A 17,121-nucleotide genomic window follows, 5' to 3' on the forward strand; every position below is an offset into this window, starting at 1 on the left:
TGAGTTGCAACTTGCCGCTATGGCGATTGGTCTTTTGTGACTAAAAACTCAGCTAGAAATGGCTAAGCAGTACTGCCAATGGGGGATTCCCAAATAAATTGCAGATGGATCGACCAAGGCTGGCAGGGGCGGCTGGTCACCTCGATCGCCCGCAAAAATTCCCGTAGATAAAACCGTTGCTCCGCTGCCGAGAGTTGGTACCAAAATTGCGGCTGACCAAGGGTCACCGCTAGTTGCACAAGATTGCTAGGAGGCAATTGCGCCTGCTGTGCTTCAAGTTGTGCCCGTTCCCCAGCCAGTTTATAGCGGCGCAGTTGAGCGGTTTCGGGATCCAAGAGGCCTTGGGCTTCTAGTTCGGCAAGGCGGTGCAGTTGGGTTTCAATTGCTTGCAGTTGAGCCGTCAGCGGTGGCGGCAGCAGCGACAGTTGGGCGATCGCGGGCGGCAGGCGCTCAGCAATTTGATCAATCACAGCAGCCAAAGCCGCGTCGTAGGGAATGCTGCGACACTTGGGGGAGAGGGGACAGTGGAGGGGACGCAAATAGGCATATTGGCTCGGTTGGCGGTAGGGTTGCACCTGAGTCCGGCCAAAGCGTTGCTGACATTGGCGGCAAATCACCAATCCCGCCAGAGGATGGGGGGCACTGGCACTGCGACGAGGCAGAGAGCGTTGGCGTCGCAACAGCCGATCCACCTGAGCCGCTTCATCGGGGGCAATCAGGGGGGCATGGGTCTGGGGAATCACCGTTTTCCCTTGGTAGTAGAGATGGCCGCGATAGACGGGGTGGGTCAACCAGCGCCGACCGGTCGCTACGCTAATCTGCTTGTGGTGGGTGGTGGCAATAAAGCGCACCGCCGCACTGAGGGAGCCATAGAGGAGAAAATGCTCGACAAAATCCTTGACGACAACGGCTGCCGCTCGATCAATGACATAGTGCTCTTTGCCGCGGCGATAGCCATAGGGAGCACGACCCGGCGGCGGACGGTGCTTGAGACGATTGCGGGCATGGCTGTGGCAGAGGGTTTGCTGGTGGAGTTGCTGCTTTACCTGATCCCAAAGGGCTAAGAGTTGATCGCCACTGGGGGGGCGATCGCTCACGTAGCCTTCGGCTAGGGCAATCACCGTAATACCCGCTGCCTCCAGTTGCCGCAGGCGATCGCTCACTTCCATCACCGTTTGGCCAAGGGCACTTAATTGGTGCAACAGCCAATAGCCCGGTGCTAACCGCTGCAACCAGTACCGCAACTGCGGCCGAGCAGCCTCCGCATCCAGTACCCAGTGGTCAATCTCCTGCCCCCACACTTGGGGATCGGGTAGGGGCTGCCAGAGGGGATCAATGTACTCGTAGGCAATAATGACCACACATTACATCGTCCTGAGGATCAGGTCGTTGCCGGTACTAGGGTTGGCCTAGGATTGGGCATGGTCTCCGGCGGCAAGCCATAAATGGAGTTATAGAGGGCATTGTAGGCTAGTGCTGATTTTGTCCAGCTAAAGTCCTCGCGCATACCCCGCTGCTGGAGGGTGTGCCACTCCCGTTTGTAGCGATACCCTTCCCAAGCCCGCACTAGACAGGTGTAGAAGTCAAGGGGTTCATAGCGGTCAAAGCAGTAGCCCGTTCCCGTTTGCTTCTCGGGGTCATGGTGAAAGACGGTATCCACAAGGCCACCGGTACGGCGCACAATTGGTACACAGCCATAGCGCAGGGCAATCATTTGGGCAATGCCACAGGGTTCAAATCGGCTCGGCATAATGAAGGCATCGGCACCGCCATAGATCCGCCGCGACAGGACATCACTGTAGAGCAACTGGACACTACAGCGCCCCGGAAACCGTGAGGCAATTTGCCACATTTGGGTTTCGTAGTAGCGATCGCCCGTTCCCAAGAGGACAAACTGGCTATCGGTGTAGGCCAAAAAGCGATCCAGCACCTGAATCAACAGATCCAACCCCTTTTGCTCCACCAAGCGGGTGACCATCCCCACCAAGAAAGCACCGGAGTTCACCTCCAACCCCAGTTCCTCTTGGAGCGCAATTTTGTTGGCCTTACGCCGCTCGAGGGTATCTACGGTGTAGTTTTGCACAAGGGCGCGATCGGTACTGGGATCAAAGACCTCTGTATCAATACCATTGAGAATGCCGGAGAGCTTGCCACTAATAAACGACAGCAGCCCTTCCAATTTTTCACCATATTCGGGGGTTTTAATCTGTTCGGCGTAGGTGGGCGAAACCGTATTGACGCGATCGGCATACTGCACGGCTGCCGCCATCGTATTGTGCCCCTGCATGTACCACGGACACCAAGTAATTTGCTCGAGGCGCCACCGCCAAGGCCCTTGATAGGCCAAGTTATGGATTGTAAACACAGTGGTAATGTCGGGATCCTGATGCATCCACACTGGGATCATTCCCGTGTGCCAATCGTGGCAATGGATAATCTGGGGCTTCCAGTAGTTCCAAGCAAATTCTGCTGCCCCATTGGCAAAGAAGGTGAACCGCCAGTCCTCATCCTCACCGTAGTAGATGCGGCGGGGATTAAAGCAGGGATGGCCAAACAGGTAAAGGGGAACATCCGACCCCGGCAACACGGTTTCATAGACATGGAACGTCTGAAACATGGCATGGCCAATCCAGATGGGATCCTTGGGGATCTCCACCTTGTCGGGCAAGAAGCCATAGTAGGGCATAAAGATGCGCACATCATGTCCCATGCGGCGTAACACCTTGGGCAGGGAACCCACCACATCTCCCATGCCCCCCACTTTCGCCAGCGGTGCCGCCTCAGCAGCAACAAATAGAATTCGCATGATCCTCCTGAACCTGTTTTTTGGCCAATTCTAGGGCAACGCAATTGCCGTTAACCTACCACAAGTGCGGGACAATTTGGCGTACGATCGCCCTTGATACGTCTTTGGAATTGACAATCCCTATGACCGATTCTCCCCTCGTGCAACGGGTCAAAGAAGTTCATGAGCAGGCGCGTCTGTTGGCGACGCTGGATGCCACTGCCCGCAATGATGCCTTAGAACAGGTAGCCTGTGCCCTTGAGGCGGCGCGGGAGGAGATTCTGGCGGCCAATGCTGCCGACTGTGAGCAGGCCAAGGCCAATCAGCTCAATCCTTCTCTCTATGCGCGGTTGGAACTGAGTCCCAGTAAACTAGCGGCGGCGATCGCCGGGGTGCGTCAAGTGGCGGCCCTTGCGGATCCTCTAGGTCAGCGCCAACTCCATCGCGAATTGGATACAGGCTTAATTCTCAGTCGCGTCACCTGCCCTTTGGGGGTGCTGGGGGTAATTTTTGAAGCGCGTCCCGATGCCGTCGTGCAGATCGCTTCCTTGGCAATTAAATCGGGGAATGGCGCCATTCTCAAGGGAGGACAGGAGGCGAGTCGCTCTTGCCAAGCGATTATGCAGGCCATTCACAGAGGGCTAGAGAAGTCGGCAGTGCCCGCTGGGGCGATCGCCCTCCTGATGCGGCGGGCAGAAATTACGGAATTGCTGCAACTCGATCAATGGGTTGATCTGATCATTCCGCGAGGTTCCAATGAATTTGTACGTTATATCCAGAACAACACGCGGATTCCTGTGCTGGGGCACGCCGATGGTCTGTGTCATCTCTATGTGGATGTCGCTGCGGATCTGGAGAAGGCGATCGCCATTACCCTCGACGCCAAAACCCAGTACCCTGCCGCCTGTAACGCCATTGAGACGCTTCTTGTCCATCGGGGCATTGCCGAGGCCTTTTTACCCAAAGTGGCTGCTGCCCTTGAGAAAGCAGGGGTGGAATTGCGGGGGGACGCGATCGCCTGCCACCTCGTGCCCATGACCCTTGCCAGTGAAGCCGACTGGGCGACAGAATACTGCGATTTGATCCTCTCCATCAAAGTCGTTCCCGATCTCGATGCCGCGCTGGATCACATTGCCACCTATGGATCGGGGCACACTGAAGCCATTGTTACCGAGGATGCTGCCGCCGCCGCCCGTTTTCTGCAAGAGGTGGATGCCGCTGGCGTTTTTCACAATTGCTCCACCCGCTTTGCCGATGGCTTCCGCTATGGCTTTGGCGCTGAAGTCGGTATCAGTACCCACAAATTACCGCCGCGAGGCCCGGTGGGGCTAGAGGGATTAGTTACCTACAAATACCAACTGGTGGGGAATGGCCACATTGTGGCAACCTATAGCGGCGCCAATGCCAAACCCTTTACCCATCGTGATTTGGAATCCTAACGAATTTAAGGGATTGTTAAGCAACAAACAAAGCCAATTTGTCTGTTTCAGAATGGAGATATAGGGCAATAGTGATTTAACCACCGTGCAGATGATGACCGCTGCAAACTTTGCCTATCCAGTCTCCGTTGGAAATGTATTGCGTGCTTTACCCAGTGTTTGAGCAAAGGAGCAGCCTGCGTTTGTCAACGGACAAGTCTGACTTGGGAATTGCGTGCAGTTAGGTGATTCACAGATTCACGATAGCAAAGGGAGCCAAAGACACTCAAAACTTTAACGGCTCAAGCACTGCTGTTGCATCCCCAGAGGGACAGCAAACGGCAATTTAATCAATGAAACTTAATGTTTGGGAGCATAACAATGACTCAATCCATCCCTAGACCAACCAGTGAAGTGACCCATCGGGAAACAGCGTTTGTTTTAGAACTGAATTCCTTGAGCTGCAAAGACCTGCCACTGGTAGGGGGCAAAAACGCTTCTTTGGGGGAAATGCTCCAACAACTGACGCCCAAAGGCATTAATGTCCCCGATGGTTTTGCGACCACGGCCTATGCCTACCGTTACTTTATTCAAGCGGGAAATCTTGATACCCAACTGCGGCGGCTCCTTGAAGGTCTCGATGTCGAGGATGTCACAGAACTCCACCGCGTGGGGCAAGCGATCCGCTCGCTAATTTTGCACACGCCGTTTCCCCAAGAATTGACGGATGCGATTGCTGCCGCCTACCAAAAAATGTGCGATCGCTATGGCCCAAATACGGACGTGGCGGTTCGCTCCAGTGCCACCGCTGAAGATTTGCCCGATGCTAGCTTTGCCGGTCAGCAGGAAACCTACCTCAATGTCCATGGTCTCAAGGGCGTTCTCGATGCCTGTCATCGCTGCTTTGCCTCACTCTTTACGGATCGGGCAATCTCCTACCGCCAGATCAAAGGCTTTGACCACTTCAATGTGGCCCTGTCGGTGGGGGTGCAAAAAATGGTGCGCTCCGACTTGGCCTGCTCTGGTGTGATGTTCTCCATTGACACGGAAACAGGCTTTAAGGACACAGCGCTGATTACTGCCGCCTATGGCTTGGGTGAAAACGTTGTCCAAGGTGCCGTCAACCCCGATGAATACCTTGTCTTTAAGCCGACGTTGAAGGCGGGCTATAAACCCATCTTGAAAAAAGCCCTCGGTACCAAGGAAATCCGCATGGTCTATGCCCTTGGCGGGACGAAGCTCACCCGCAATGAACCCGTGCCTGAGCCACTGCGGAAACAATTTGCCCTCAGCGACGAAGAAATCCTCACCCTAGCCCGCTGGGCCTGCCTCATTGAGGAGCACTACTCTGCTCTGCGGGGTACCTATACACCGATGGATATTGAGTGGGCAAAGGATGGCCTCACGGGTGAACTCTTTATCGTCCAAGCCCGCCCCGAAACCGTCCAATCCCAAAAAGCCACGAATGTCCTGCGCAGCTACCATCTTGAAGCAAAAGGGACGTTGCTCGCCACAGGTCGGGCAGTTGGCGAAATGATTGGCCAAGGCCGTGCCCGCGTCATTCTCAACGTCCGCAATATCGATCAGTTCCAAGCGGGGGAAGTGCTGGTGACCCACCGCACGGATCCTGATTGGGAGCCCATCATGAAAAAAGCCAGTGCCATTGTCACCGATCAGGGGGGACGCACCTGCCATGCGGCGATTATTGCCCGTGAGTTGGGCATTCCTGCCATTGTCGGTTGTGGCGATGCCACCGAAACCATCCCCAATGGTGTTGAGGTCACAGTTTCCTGTGCTGAAGGGGAAGAGGGGCACGTCTATCAGGGATTACTGCCCTTCCATGTGGAGGAAGTGGCTCTGGAAAATCTGCCGCGGACCCGCACCCAAATCTTGATGAATGTGGGTAACCCCGAGGAAGCCTTCAGCTTGGCGGCAATTCCCAATGATGGGGTGGGGTTGGCACGTATGGAGTTCATTATTGCTAACCACATTCAGACCCATCCCTTGGCGCTGTTGCACTACGATGAACTGACCGATGAAGGGGCAAAACGGAAAATTGCCGAGCTGACTCAAAACTACACCGACAAGGCGGAATACTTTGTTGATAAATTGGCTCAGGGGATTGGGGCGATCGCTGCCGCCTTTTATCCCAAGCCTGTGGTCGTGCGCATGTCCGACTTCAAGAGCAATGAGTACGCCAACCTCTTGGGCGGTCGCCAGTTTGAACCCCATGAAGAAAACCCAATGATTGGCTGGCGGGGCGCTTCCCGTTACTACGACCCCAACTATGCCGAAGGCTTTGCCCTTGAATGCCGCGCCATGAAGAAAGTCCGCGATGAGATGGGGCTGACGAACGTGATTCTGATGATTCCCTTCTGTCGTACCCCAGAGGAAGGACGGCGAGTGCTGGCGGAGATGGCTAAACATGGGCTGAAGCAAGGGGAAAATGGTCTGCAAGTCTATGTGATGTGCGAACTCCCCAGCAACGTGGTGTTGGCGGATGCCTTTGCCGAAGTCTTTGATGGCTTCTCCATTGGCTCCAATGACCTGACGCAACTCACGCTGGGGTTGGATCGCGATTCGGCCTTGGTGGCGCACCTGTTTGATGAACGCAATGAAGCGGTCAAACGCATGGTGGCGCAAGCGATTCAAACAGCGAAGGCCAAGGGGCGCAAAATTGGCATCTGTGGTCAAGCCCCCAGTGACTATCCTGAGTTTGCTCAATTCTTGGTAGCGCAAGGGATTGACTCCATTAGCCTCAACCCCGACTCCGTTCTGAAGACGATGCTGCAAATTGCTGAGGCTGAAAAACAGGCCTAGAGTGCACAACCCAGTGACAACGCCTAAGCTGAGGGCAGAGAATTGAAGCCGCGATCGCTCTGCCCTTTTCTGTGGGTAACGCCAGCAAGTAGGATCAAAGGAATCAGGTGGAGAATATTGGCGTGGACACAGCAGCAATTCAGGAACTCATTACCTCAGCGGATGTGGGCGATCGCCTGCGGGGCATTAATCAACTGCGTAGCCTTGACCCCAACGATGCCTTTCGGCTCATTCAACCCCTCAGCCAAGATGAAAATTCCCGTGTCCGCTACGCTGCGGTGAGTCAAATTGCCAGCCTTGGGCACGTCAATCTCAATCAAGCCCATGACCTGTTGCGCGATCGCCTGCTCCATGACAGCGAAACGGATGTCCGTGCTGCTGCAGCGGATGCGATGGCTGCCCTACAAGTTCCCTTTGCCCTTGAAGATTTAGAAACGGCCTACCACAGTACCGATGATTGGCTGTTGCAGTTTAGTATCATTGCCGCCTTGGGTGCCCTAGGCAATCCTGCTGCTGTTGGGCTGCTCACGGAAGCCCTCAATAATCCCCAAGAATTGGTGAAATTAGCCGCCATTGGTTCCTTGGGTGAACTGAAACAACCAGAAAGCATTGTCCACCTGCGGCAGTTTGTCGAGTATCCCGATTGGCAAGTCCGCCATCGGCTAGCGATCGCCCTTGGCCAAATTGGCACTCCAGAGACTCGCCCCCTGCTGGAACAGTTGACCACTGATTCTGCGGAAGCGGTTGCCGAAGCGGCTCGCACTAGTTTGGCTCAGTTAACTACTTAACACCCGTGGGTTATACGCTACCAGTTTTTGCGGCGGCGGCGGCGGTGGCGGCATTGCGTTGCCTTACGGAAGGAACCTGTCCCAAGGAAATCACCCTTGCGCTGCTACGCCCCAATCGCTGTGAAACCTTTAGGATTGCCCAAGGGGCATGCTTAGATGACCAACAGGCTTTGGCCATTACCTACAGTGAACCCAGTGATCCCCTTGATCTCACCCGCCATACCCCGATCTGGGCTTGGGTGCGCTGGCAAGACCCTGCAACTGCTCCCAAAATTTACATTGAGGGAGGCTTTGGGGTTGGGCGCGATCGCGCCACGGGCGAGGCAGCTATCTATCGCTATGCCCGCTTGTTGTTAACCACTAACCTGTTGCTCTATTGTCCTAAGGAGCGGGCGATCGCCGTCACGATTCTCCTGCCCCAAGGGCGAGATTTGGCAGAGCGCACCTCGAATGCGGCTTTTGGCATTGTTGAGGGACTCTCCCTACTGGGAACCACTGCCTTAGCACAACCCCTCACAGCCTCGGAGCAACTGGATCGCTATCGCGAGGAATTAGCCCAGAAAGCAGCAAAATCTCCCATCCTCGTCTTTTGTATTGGCGAGAACGGCCTTCAGGTGGCGCAGCAACTCCAGATTCCCCCTTCCCTGTGTGTAAAAACTGCCAATTGGCTAGGGCCAATGCTGGTGGCCGCTGCTCAACACAAGGTTCAACAGTTGCTCCTCTTGGGTTACCACGGCAAATTAATTAAACTCGCTGGCGGCATTTTCCATACCCATCACCACCTTGCGGATGCTCGCCACGAAATTCTCACCGCCTTTTGTGCCCTTGCAGGCTTAGACCCAGAGACTCTGCATCAGGTGTGGCAAGCACCAACGGTTGAGGCTGCCCTCAAATTTTTAGCAACAATGGCTCCCCAAGCCTTACCTGAGATTCTCAGCCACATTGCCAACCGCATTGATGAGCGCGCCATTACCTATATCCATGCCCATTGTGCTGCTCCCATGGGGCGGTCATTACAGGTGGGATGTGCCTTGTTTGGGCGCGATCGCCAAATTATCGCCATCAGCGAGGCAGGAAACCTAATTTTGACAAGGATTAGGCTATACTAAGTGAAAGACTCAATAAAATCTGTACCAGCACTTATGAATACAAACTGCCATGTTCTGATCACGAATAAGTCCAAGCTATAGCTCATATTCTTGAGTAATATTCATGACGCTTTGAGTATAGCCTATCCCTCTTGAAAATATCTCATCTCCTTTCGAAATGGCTATACAAGGGCTGTATTGCAGAAAGCTCTACCCAAATGAGATGCTAACTTCATCCCAGCGGCCTGATGGTGCGATTGTCTTCAACTCATCAATAGACTTAAATTTTCTACCCTGTTTAATTTCTTGAATAATTTTTTCAGCTTCTTTAAGCTCTAACCTCGGAACACTCTTGGCAAGATTCTTAGCGTTTTTATAGGAGTTGATGCGCACAGATTTTTGTGGATTTAGATTAGTCTTTGTCTCTTTAGAGATATGTTGCTGCAATTCACTAAATTTGCTTTTCAGATTATCCAATTCTTGGAAAATTTTTTCTAGAAAATTTACAATAGCCTTATTTTGGTCATTTAAGCTCTTCTGTAACTCAGAAAATAATTTCATAACTGATTGGGAATCTTGATCAACTAAGTTACTTCTCTCTGATTCTTGTGAATAAGAACCATCATCTTTAGAATTTATTTGCAAGATAGATTTGAATCTTTCTTGGAAGGTTAGAACTTCTTCATCTTCAAGCTCAATTCTTGATGCCCATAATTGATGGATACCCAATTCACGGGCAAATTCAACTATCTCCTTGCCGAAGACAACTTCATACGCTGTCTCACCTTCTGGTGTAGTGACTGGACGAATAATGAGGGGGATGAGGTTGGTTTTATATTTATCTAAGTCTTCACGGATCAGTTGTGGTGAAGCAGAGAATAAGTCTTTGGGGTAGGTCTCTGGTACTGTCAGATAATCAATATGAATCTGACCCTGATGTGTCTGATGTAAGCCGAGGTGCTTCGAGATGTGATTGGAGTGACTCATACTCTATGATGCCTGAGTAAAAAGATAGCGAGCTAAATTTTCAAATGAAGTCGTTAAATCATCAATCGATTCTTTATCTGATCGATCTAATTCTTCATAAAATTTTCTACTAAATATCGGTTGCTGAGACTCTGTGGCTCGCAACATCACAACTCGGTGTGCAATCCATGTTGATTCGGGTAGAATTTGCACGGTCTGTCTGCCATTGGCTGCTTTTTCAAGAATATTCGACAACTTCTCTTTCATCTCATAGTTAGCTGCCGATGTTGTACGATTATACATACTCACAGCGATTCCAAGGGGTCGAGGCGGAGTTTCCATGGCATCCCTCATGGCCTCAAGGCGGGCTAGAACGTACTCTATTGCCCGTATAGGGTAGGGGGCAAATTGCGTCGGTATGAGTACCCCATCAGACGCCATTAAAGCAATGGCATTGACTTTACCAAAGGCGGGTGGTGGATCAATCAGCACAATGTCATAGCCATGATTTTTGAGTTTTCGTTGTAATACTCGATCAATATCAATCGTGCTGATGAGTGCGGGTTCCTTGTCAGCTAGGCGAATGTGGGCGGGAACAATGTCAAGGTGTAGGTTGCCCCAAGCTCTTTGATAGACCACATCTTCTAGGCCAACCTTTGGCTCTAGCAATAGGTCAGCAATATCCTTCTTGCCTTGCTCTTCTACATCTTTGAGGGGGTTAATGCCGACGCCAATGGTTAAGTTAGACTGTGGGTCAATATCAATCAAGAGAACTCGCTTACCCATCGTGGCAAAGGCAGCACCAAGATTGAGGGTTAGCGTTGTTTTGCCAACGCCCCCCTTGTGATTAAAGACGGTAATGATCATGGGTGACTCCTTAGAAGTGGTTGAGGAGATAGAAAAACTCTTTGCAAGTGCCTTTTCAAAATAATGATAGACTTTGAGCCTTTGCTGGGTTAAGGCAGTCACTAGAGCAGCGGCTGCAGAGCGGTGTAAAATTTTAGTCAGTTTCTGAATGGTTTGTTGATCGAGGATCCCTGAAGCACATGTCACCTGCTGAAGTGGTTCTCTAAGGGGATTTTGATACAAAAGGTGGTATTCTCGGCCATTGGTGAGTAACCCAAAAACAGCCTGCGCTGCTTCCATGTAATACCTCAATTGCTGGCCACCCGTCAGCCGGGACTGCGCTGGAGTTTTGACCTCAATGATCAGATAGTTCAGGGGGCGATCGCCCGCCATCGGTAAGGTCACCAAAAAATCAGGGTAGCCCTTTCCAATTCGAGGTTTGGCTTGATACTCAGAAGACTGATAGCCCCACTGCTTGAGCAACGGTAGGATAATTTTCTGTTCCGTATTTGCTTCATTGCCCATGGGAAGCCGCTATGCAGGGAGCGCGCTCAGAGGCACATCCAACAAAATTATCCTTGACAACAATAAGCAATTCAATTTGCTAACAAATCTTTATAATGTGATCTAAATATGATAAGTACATTGTGATTCTCCCTTAAGCCAAGCGTGCCAGCCAGTCTGGCATTTCCCACTCCAGTATCACTCCAGTATATTTTTGGGGGTTTGAAGCATAATTTCTTCATACTCTGGATTGAATTGATAGTCGCCTGCGATCAACTGCTGAGCATCGTGACTGAGTAACTCTTCAAAGGAATTGGCAAGAACTTCATAGCTACAGTTTTCATCACAAACCTCGATCACTTGCCCGATCGTCCCTGTGGGCGCGGGGTCAAGGTTAATGTATCGCAGAATGTCACCATTCATACAAGTAATTGGAATCCAGTGGGGATGATAAATCAACGGTTTCACCGCCCCTTTGATAAAAATAACTTGGGAAGCCACCCGACTCTTCCAAAAGGAAATGCTAAAGAAATCAGGGTCTTGGCAACTGCGGCCAATGTCTTGATCTAGTTCGTATTGCTGGATGATGTCATCGCAGGAGAGGAGCTTATTCCCATCTCCAAGTAGTGCCCCGACTATACCAGATTCGCCATTGTGCAGACTGAGGAATTCTTTGAAGCAGGGGGGCAGTGGTAGGCCAATGGCAGACTCCACTCTGGCAATTTCAGCAGCACTAGCGGGTGGGTTCAGTCCTTCTAGGACGTTTGGCGCATGGTTTCTCATCCAGTCAAGGATGATCGCTAAGCTCTCATGAATGCTCATCAGTGATTCTCCAGTGATACTTTCTGGCAGCAGGCAGAGACATACCATTCTTGTCACAAAGACACTCAAAACTCTGAAAACCGGTACAGAAGAGAATCGCATCCCCTTCATGTACGCCACATTTCAGAAAAGAGCTGTCGCACAATAGCAATAGATGCTTGAGGTGAAGCAGATGCCCTCTCTACGTTATCTCGATGCTTTGGAGTATGCCGCTGTTCTGCATCGTGAACAAACGCGCAAGGGATCAAATGTGCCCTATATTTCCCACTTAGTCGCAGTATCAATGATCGCCCTTGAGTATGGTGCCGATGAGGATGTGGCGATCGCCAGCTTGCTCCATGATGCTGTTGAAGATCAAGGGGGACTGCTGACCCTAGAGGCTATTCGTGAGCGTTATGGCGATCGCGTTGCTGCAATTGTCCGTGCCTGTTCTGATTCAGTGGCCAATACCCTAGAAGGAGATGCAAAATTGCCTTGGGCAACTCGCAAACTAGCCTATATCAAACACATTCAACAGGGCACCACTGCCGATCGCGACACTCAACTGGTCTCCGCCAGTGATAAATTGCACAACCTACTGTGCATTCTTAGAGACTATGGCAACATTGGTGGTGATGTTTGGGCACGTTTTCGGGCGGGTCGAGAGGGGGTTCTTTGGTACTACCGCGAGTTGATTGCTGCCTTTGAGGGTGCTCATCTTATTCCTCTAGGCCTGTTAGAGCAGTTGCAACACACCTACCAAGAACTGACCCGTGCCGTTGTGAGTCGGGAGGGCTTTGTGCTGCCGTCTAGTTATGTGCCTATGGTATAGGCCAAGGGTGGTGCTTCCCTAGAGTCTCCGCAGGAGTAGTATCATGAAAGCAATTTCAAGCCCACTGGCGTCACCAAGTTAGGAGCATCAATCAATGGATGGCTTTTGGGAAAATGTCCTGCGCTACCAACGGTATTTTGTTACGGTTCTATTGGGCGTAGTGTGGAATGTCGTTGAGCCATTGGTGCCTCTTTTGAAGCGTCCGCTGAGCGCGATCGCCCTTATTGGCCTCATGGTGGGACTCCTCACATTTGTGGCATTGACGTTACGCGCAATGTTGGGTTTAACCGCTGCATAAGGTGGCACGATGACCTCTTCCCTGCCCATCAAGGCACAAATTGACCTGATTTTGATGAGTCTCGAAGCCTTGGCTCATGTGGGTTCGGCAGAGGTACTGGCATTGGCAGAAGCCATGGGGTTTGAGGCCTATTTGCCCGATCGCGTGGGGTTATGGCGACTGCGGCAATCAAGTCCCCTGCGGCGAGGTCGTAATGGGCGACGCAAATTGGATGTGGATGAAGCCCGTGCCTTGGCCTTGATCTGCACCCGCTTAGCGCAGCAACACCAGCAAACCATCCGCACCGCCATTGAACGCTGGCAACAGCAGACGAGTCAAGGTCGCCCGCCCCACTTAGAACCCATTCTCGGGGATTACATTGACCGCTTCACCAATTTGTATCAAGAGCGAATGGCCGACAACAGCAGCGATGGTCGTGAATTGGCACAACTGGCCTTAGATTTACTCGTGGATTTGCTCTTTTACAGTACGCCCCAAGGGGCACGTCGCCTTTGGATCACCCTGCTAGAACGCACTACTCCCGCGCCCCCCTCGCTATCGTTGGTGGAACCTGAACCAATCCCTGCACCAGCTCCTGAATTGCCCACCCTGTTTCCCCATTCCGATGTCTAATGAGTACCACCCTCAGCTACTCTCAACCCACCTGCCAATTGGATGTTGCTGCTGAATTTTTGCCCTTCACTCAGAAGCTGCGCCGTGCGCCGGTGCGATCGCTCCACTTTACACTGGCTGTCGGAGAAAAACTCTGCTTTGAGGGTAACGATCGCCAGCTCTATCAACTAAAAACGCTGGTCAACGAGTATATTGAGGCTTTCTTGAGTCATCACCAAACACCGACAGAAGTAACCGCAGAGGGCTTTGTCCTGCGATCGCGATCGCCCCTCGAACATGAACTCCATCTACCCGATGGGCGGGTAATTCTTCTGCAACTGACAGAACTATACGATTTGGTGACGGTTCTTGATGACTGGTCTGCCGTGATGGAGCCGTTGCCGGAACTGGTGGGGCGCGCCCAATCAACTGTTGCTCAAATCCCAATCTGGGCCAAAAGTGCAGCGGTGGCCGTGGGTGTGGTTGCTGCCTTTACCCTTATCACCCAACGCTGGCTCATCCCCCCCGCTTCAATGGTCGTCACTTCCTCTGAGGCCACCCGTGAGGAACCTAACTTGCCTCCCCTAGCGATGCCATCCCCTTTGCCAGAATTGCCAGAACCTGCGGAAACCCCACAACTGGCTCCCCTACCTAGCCCGCCGCCAGCTGCCCCTGAAACATCTACCCTTGTGCCGCTGCCCTCGCCGCCAGAAATGCCGCCCCCAGCGATCGTGCCACCCCCGCCCCCTGTTGCCCAAGAGGCACCTCCCCCGCAACCCCCTGATCAAAATAATGTGGTGGTGCAAGCTCCCGCTGACCGCGCGCCCGCCGGTATTGAACCTGCCCCAATGATCACCCCTCCAGCCGAAACCACCCCCGTCCCTGCAACCACCCTGCGGGAGGTGAAAACCTATTTTCAAGACCGTTGGCGCCCGCCGGCTAGTTTAGACACGAGTTTGGAATACCGCATTGTGCTCAACCCCGATGGCACCCTTGCTCAAGCGCTGCCCCTCAATGGTGCAGCCGTTCGCTTTATTGATCGCACCCCAATTCCTTTACAGCAAAGCCCCCTTGCCAGTCCCTTTGGGGGCGATCGCCCGATTTTACTGCGGTTAGTGTTGATGCCCTCTGGAAGCGTGCAAGTGTTTGGTGAAAATTGATGTTCTATGAGGCACTTGAAGAGACGGCGGGGGTAATCGTCGCAATTTCCTGCAAGCGTTTCTTGACTTCGGCGGCGTTGGGATAGCGTTCCCGAGGATCAGGATGGGTCAAGCAGTTAATTAAATCCACCATTAGCGGATCCAAATGGGGAATGTCCTCGGCATAGAGACGATATTCACGGGTGCCCCAGCGGAAATAGGTCTCCGGTTCATAGCCCGTGAGCAAGTACACCATCGTTGCCCCCAAGGCAAATAGATCTGAAGCGGGTTCGGGTTTTCCCTCCTGCTGTTCTGGCGCCGAATAGCCCACTGTCCCAATAAATGTCCCTGAGTCAGAGGTCAAGACAGAGGCTTTGCCCCAGCCCACAAGCACTAGATTGGTTGTTTCCCGCTTAACGTAGGGATGAATAAGATTGGACGGACGAATGTGCAAATGCAACACAGGGGGGTCTTGCTGGTGCAGCACCTCAAGCAATTCACACACAGGAATCAGCCAACGACTGACCTCAATCACGTTCATTGGCCCTTGTTCCTGAACCCGCTGTTTTAGGGATTGACCATAGATCATTTCTGAGACCAAGTAGGAATCGCTGCCGCACTGAAAGGCCTCCCAAAACTGGGGTAAGACCGGATGCTCGATTTTGCACAATTGCCGCGCTTGGCGCTGAAAGGCACGGATTTCGTTGCGTGACGCCGCAAGACTATGTCCCTTAATCACTGCCGTTAAGCCACTGCGCCAGCCCAAATAAATGTTGCTTTGACCAAGGGCACGAATAATCTGGTAGTTGCCGAGGGTTTTCCAGACGCGCAGAGGCACACCGCAGTCAATGCAAAAAACATCGTTCTCTTGGGCATGGTTGTGCTGGCAATCGGGGGGAGCACGCCACTCGCTGAGTAAATGAACCGGTAGTTGGCCTGTCACCGCAAACTCAGCCTCTTCCTCCTCTTCGGCGGTGGCACTGCTACTACTGGAGGTGGGGGTGCTTTCTTCAGCACGGGAGGTGGGTTCGGCGGCTGTGCCAATGGCTTCTTCTTCCCCTGAATAGGTGCCCTTCTCAACATCCACCAAGCGACCTTCGGGCAACGTTTCCATGCGGGCATTGGGAGTGGCAGGACGCTGATCAGAACCGAGGCGAATTTGAATATTGGGTCCAGAGCGTGCCAAGCGCAGGATGCCGCCATCCATCAAGGTTGCCTGCTGAATGCGTTTGCCATCCAAGTAGGTGCCGTTGGTGCCAAGATTGACCACTTCCCATTGCAAGCCATTACGACGGAGTTCCACATGGTGACGCGACACCACCGCGCTATAGAGCACGACATGATTATCGACTGCTCGGCCAATACGGATGACATTTTCATTCTCAAAGGTCCAGCTTTGGACTGGGGTGGCTTGAACAGGATGGAGTAATGTCAATGTAATCACGTTGTCTAACCGCCTCTTCGTACCTGAATACACTCTAAAGAACTAGGAGATGCGTTCATAGATAAAAGTGACTAAATCTCCCTTCCCTAAGGCAATGCGATCGCCCGACTGCAGGCGGTGACGATTGCCCGGATAAAGGGGAGTATTGTTAATGTAAGTTCCATTGGCACTGCCCACATCTTCAATATAGTGGGCATCCCCCTCAATCCGCAGATCTGCGTGGATACGGGAGACAATTTCTGAGTTGGGGAAGCCAGCCACATCAATATCGGGGGGAATGCGATCATTGGGCTTGCCAATATGAATGACGGGACGCCCGGTGGGAATTTGCAGTTCTGTACGAGTTTGCACATGAATCAGCTTGGCTTCAATGGTGGCAATCTCAACGGAGAAGACATGGGCCGGTGGTGGGGGCGGCGGGGGTAGCGTTGTTAGACGGCCTTGATGGGCAGCGGCTGTGGGGGCAGCACTGGCTGTGTGTTGCATCACCTCTGGCATTGGGGGTGCGCTGACGGCAATGCGACGCAGATTGAAACCACACTGGCCACAAAAACTAGCCTCTGGTTGAACTGGGGCACCACAATTTGGACAAGGAGTCATACTGGGCATGGGCGAAAAGCACGCTTCACATTGAACAGCACCAACGGGATTGGGATGAAAACACTCGGAACAGATAATCATACAAATGATGCTCTATTCCACTGCCGATCCAACCAACCTAAGATTAAGGTCCCCATCGCTTATCTCTACTTCCCAGAGTAAAGCCAAAAAAGCTAGCTGCCTCTACATTTAGGTTAGCTT

General features: G+C 52.5%; 15 protein-coding genes. 8 read left to right on the top strand and 7 right to left on the bottom strand.

Annotated elements, in window-relative coordinates:
• Positions 1-62 precede the first annotated feature (62 nt).
• Together RHP47_RS12270 and glgA are read right to left on the bottom strand one after the other, a co-directional pair.
• Complete coding sequence (locus RHP47_RS12270; RefSeq protein WP_149821291.1) at positions 63-1,361, bottom strand: recombinase family protein; 1,299 nt, start codon at positions 1,359-1,361, stop codon at positions 63-65.
• A 20-nt stretch (positions 1,362-1,381) separates the two neighbouring features.
• Positions 1,382-2,806 carry a glycogen synthase GlgA gene (glgA, locus tag RHP47_RS12275; RefSeq protein WP_286668763.1) on the bottom strand — a complete coding sequence of 475 codons (1,425 nt, stop codon included), beginning with the start codon at positions 2,804-2,806 and terminating at the stop codon, positions 1,382-1,384.
• A 122-nt stretch (positions 2,807-2,928) separates the two neighbouring features.
• On the opposite strand from glgA, the gene RHP47_RS12280 reads away from it, so the two are divergent.
• The 4 genes from RHP47_RS12280 (at position 2,929) to cbiD (ending at position 8,920) form a co-directional block, all read left to right on the top strand.
• The gene (locus RHP47_RS12280) at positions 2,929-4,224 is read left to right on the top strand and encodes a glutamate-5-semialdehyde dehydrogenase (RefSeq protein WP_310840608.1); all 1,296 of its coding nucleotides are present in this window, start codon (positions 2,929-2,931) and stop codon (positions 4,222-4,224) included.
• Positions 4,225-4,584: 360 nt separating this feature from the next.
• Entirely contained in the window at positions 4,585-7,023 is a 2,439-nt protein-coding gene (gene ppsA, locus RHP47_RS12285; RefSeq protein ID WP_310840610.1) for a phosphoenolpyruvate synthase, read from the top strand.
• A 107-nt stretch (positions 7,024-7,130) separates the two neighbouring features.
• On the top strand, positions 7,131-7,811 hold the full coding sequence (locus tag RHP47_RS12290; protein WP_310840611.1) for a HEAT repeat domain-containing protein: 681 nt from the start codon (positions 7,131-7,133) through the stop codon (positions 7,809-7,811).
• A gap of 5 nt (positions 7,812-7,816) precedes the next feature.
• On the top strand, positions 7,817-8,920 hold the full coding sequence (cbiD, locus tag RHP47_RS12295) for a cobalt-precorrin-5B (C(1))-methyltransferase CbiD (protein ID WP_286649701.1): 1,104 nt from the start codon (positions 7,817-7,819) through the stop codon (positions 8,918-8,920).
• A gap of 189 nt (positions 8,921-9,109) precedes the next feature.
• Here cbiD and RHP47_RS12300 read toward each other — a convergent pair whose 3' ends face one another.
• The 3 genes from RHP47_RS12300 to RHP47_RS12310 form a co-directional block, all read right to left on the bottom strand.
• A complete protein-coding gene (locus tag RHP47_RS12300) occupies positions 9,110-9,886 on the bottom strand; it encodes a hypothetical protein (protein WP_149821303.1) in 777 nt (258 codons plus the stop codon).
• A 3-nt stretch (positions 9,887-9,889) separates the two neighbouring features.
• Positions 9,890-11,236, bottom strand: coding sequence for an AAA family ATPase (locus RHP47_RS12305; protein ID WP_286625924.1), 1,347 nt, complete (start codon positions 11,234-11,236; stop codon positions 9,890-9,892).
• A 177-nt stretch (positions 11,237-11,413) separates the two neighbouring features.
• On the bottom strand, positions 11,414-12,037 hold the full coding sequence (locus tag RHP47_RS12310; protein ID WP_310840614.1) for an SMI1/KNR4 family protein: 624 nt from the start codon (positions 12,035-12,037) through the stop codon (positions 11,414-11,416).
• A 172-nt stretch (positions 12,038-12,209) separates the two neighbouring features.
• Between RHP47_RS12310 and RHP47_RS12315 the strand changes: the two genes are divergently transcribed.
• The 4 genes from RHP47_RS12315 (at position 12,210) to RHP47_RS12330 (ending at position 14,897) form a co-directional block, all read left to right on the top strand.
• Positions 12,210-12,848 (top strand): HD domain-containing protein, encoded by a 639-nt coding sequence (locus RHP47_RS12315; RefSeq protein WP_149821309.1) that lies wholly within the window; start codon positions 12,210-12,212, stop codon positions 12,846-12,848.
• Between the two features lie 94 nt (positions 12,849-12,942).
• The gene (locus RHP47_RS12320) at positions 12,943-13,146 is read left to right on the top strand and encodes a DUF751 family protein (RefSeq protein WP_149821311.1); all 204 of its coding nucleotides are present in this window, start codon (positions 12,943-12,945) and stop codon (positions 13,144-13,146) included.
• Between the two features lie 9 nt (positions 13,147-13,155).
• Positions 13,156-13,758 carry a DUF3038 domain-containing protein gene (locus RHP47_RS12325; RefSeq protein WP_286625930.1) on the top strand — a complete coding sequence of 201 codons (603 nt, stop codon included), beginning with the start codon at positions 13,156-13,158 and terminating at the stop codon, positions 13,756-13,758.
• Positions 13,758-14,897, top strand: coding sequence for a DUF4335 domain-containing protein (locus tag RHP47_RS12330; protein ID WP_310840615.1), 1,140 nt, complete (start codon positions 13,758-13,760; stop codon positions 14,895-14,897). The genes RHP47_RS12325 and RHP47_RS12330 overlap by 1 nt, the downstream gene beginning before the upstream one ends.
• 4 nt (positions 14,898-14,901) lie before the next feature.
• Here RHP47_RS12330 and RHP47_RS12335 read toward each other — a convergent pair whose 3' ends face one another.
• The gene (locus RHP47_RS12335) at positions 14,902-16,320 is read right to left on the bottom strand and encodes a protein kinase domain-containing protein (protein WP_149821317.1); all 1,419 of its coding nucleotides are present in this window, start codon (positions 16,318-16,320) and stop codon (positions 14,902-14,904) included.
• A 42-nt stretch (positions 16,321-16,362) separates the two neighbouring features.
• Positions 16,363-17,001 (bottom strand): FHA domain-containing protein, encoded by a 639-nt coding sequence (locus RHP47_RS12340; RefSeq protein ID WP_149821319.1) that lies wholly within the window; start codon positions 16,999-17,001, stop codon positions 16,363-16,365.
• Between the last annotated feature and the right edge of the window lie 120 nt (positions 17,002-17,121).

Source organism: Thermosynechococcus sp. QKsg1 (genome assembly GCF_031586415.1).
Classification (GTDB): domain Bacteria; phylum Cyanobacteriota; class Cyanobacteriia; order Thermosynechococcales; family Thermosynechococcaceae; genus Thermosynechococcus.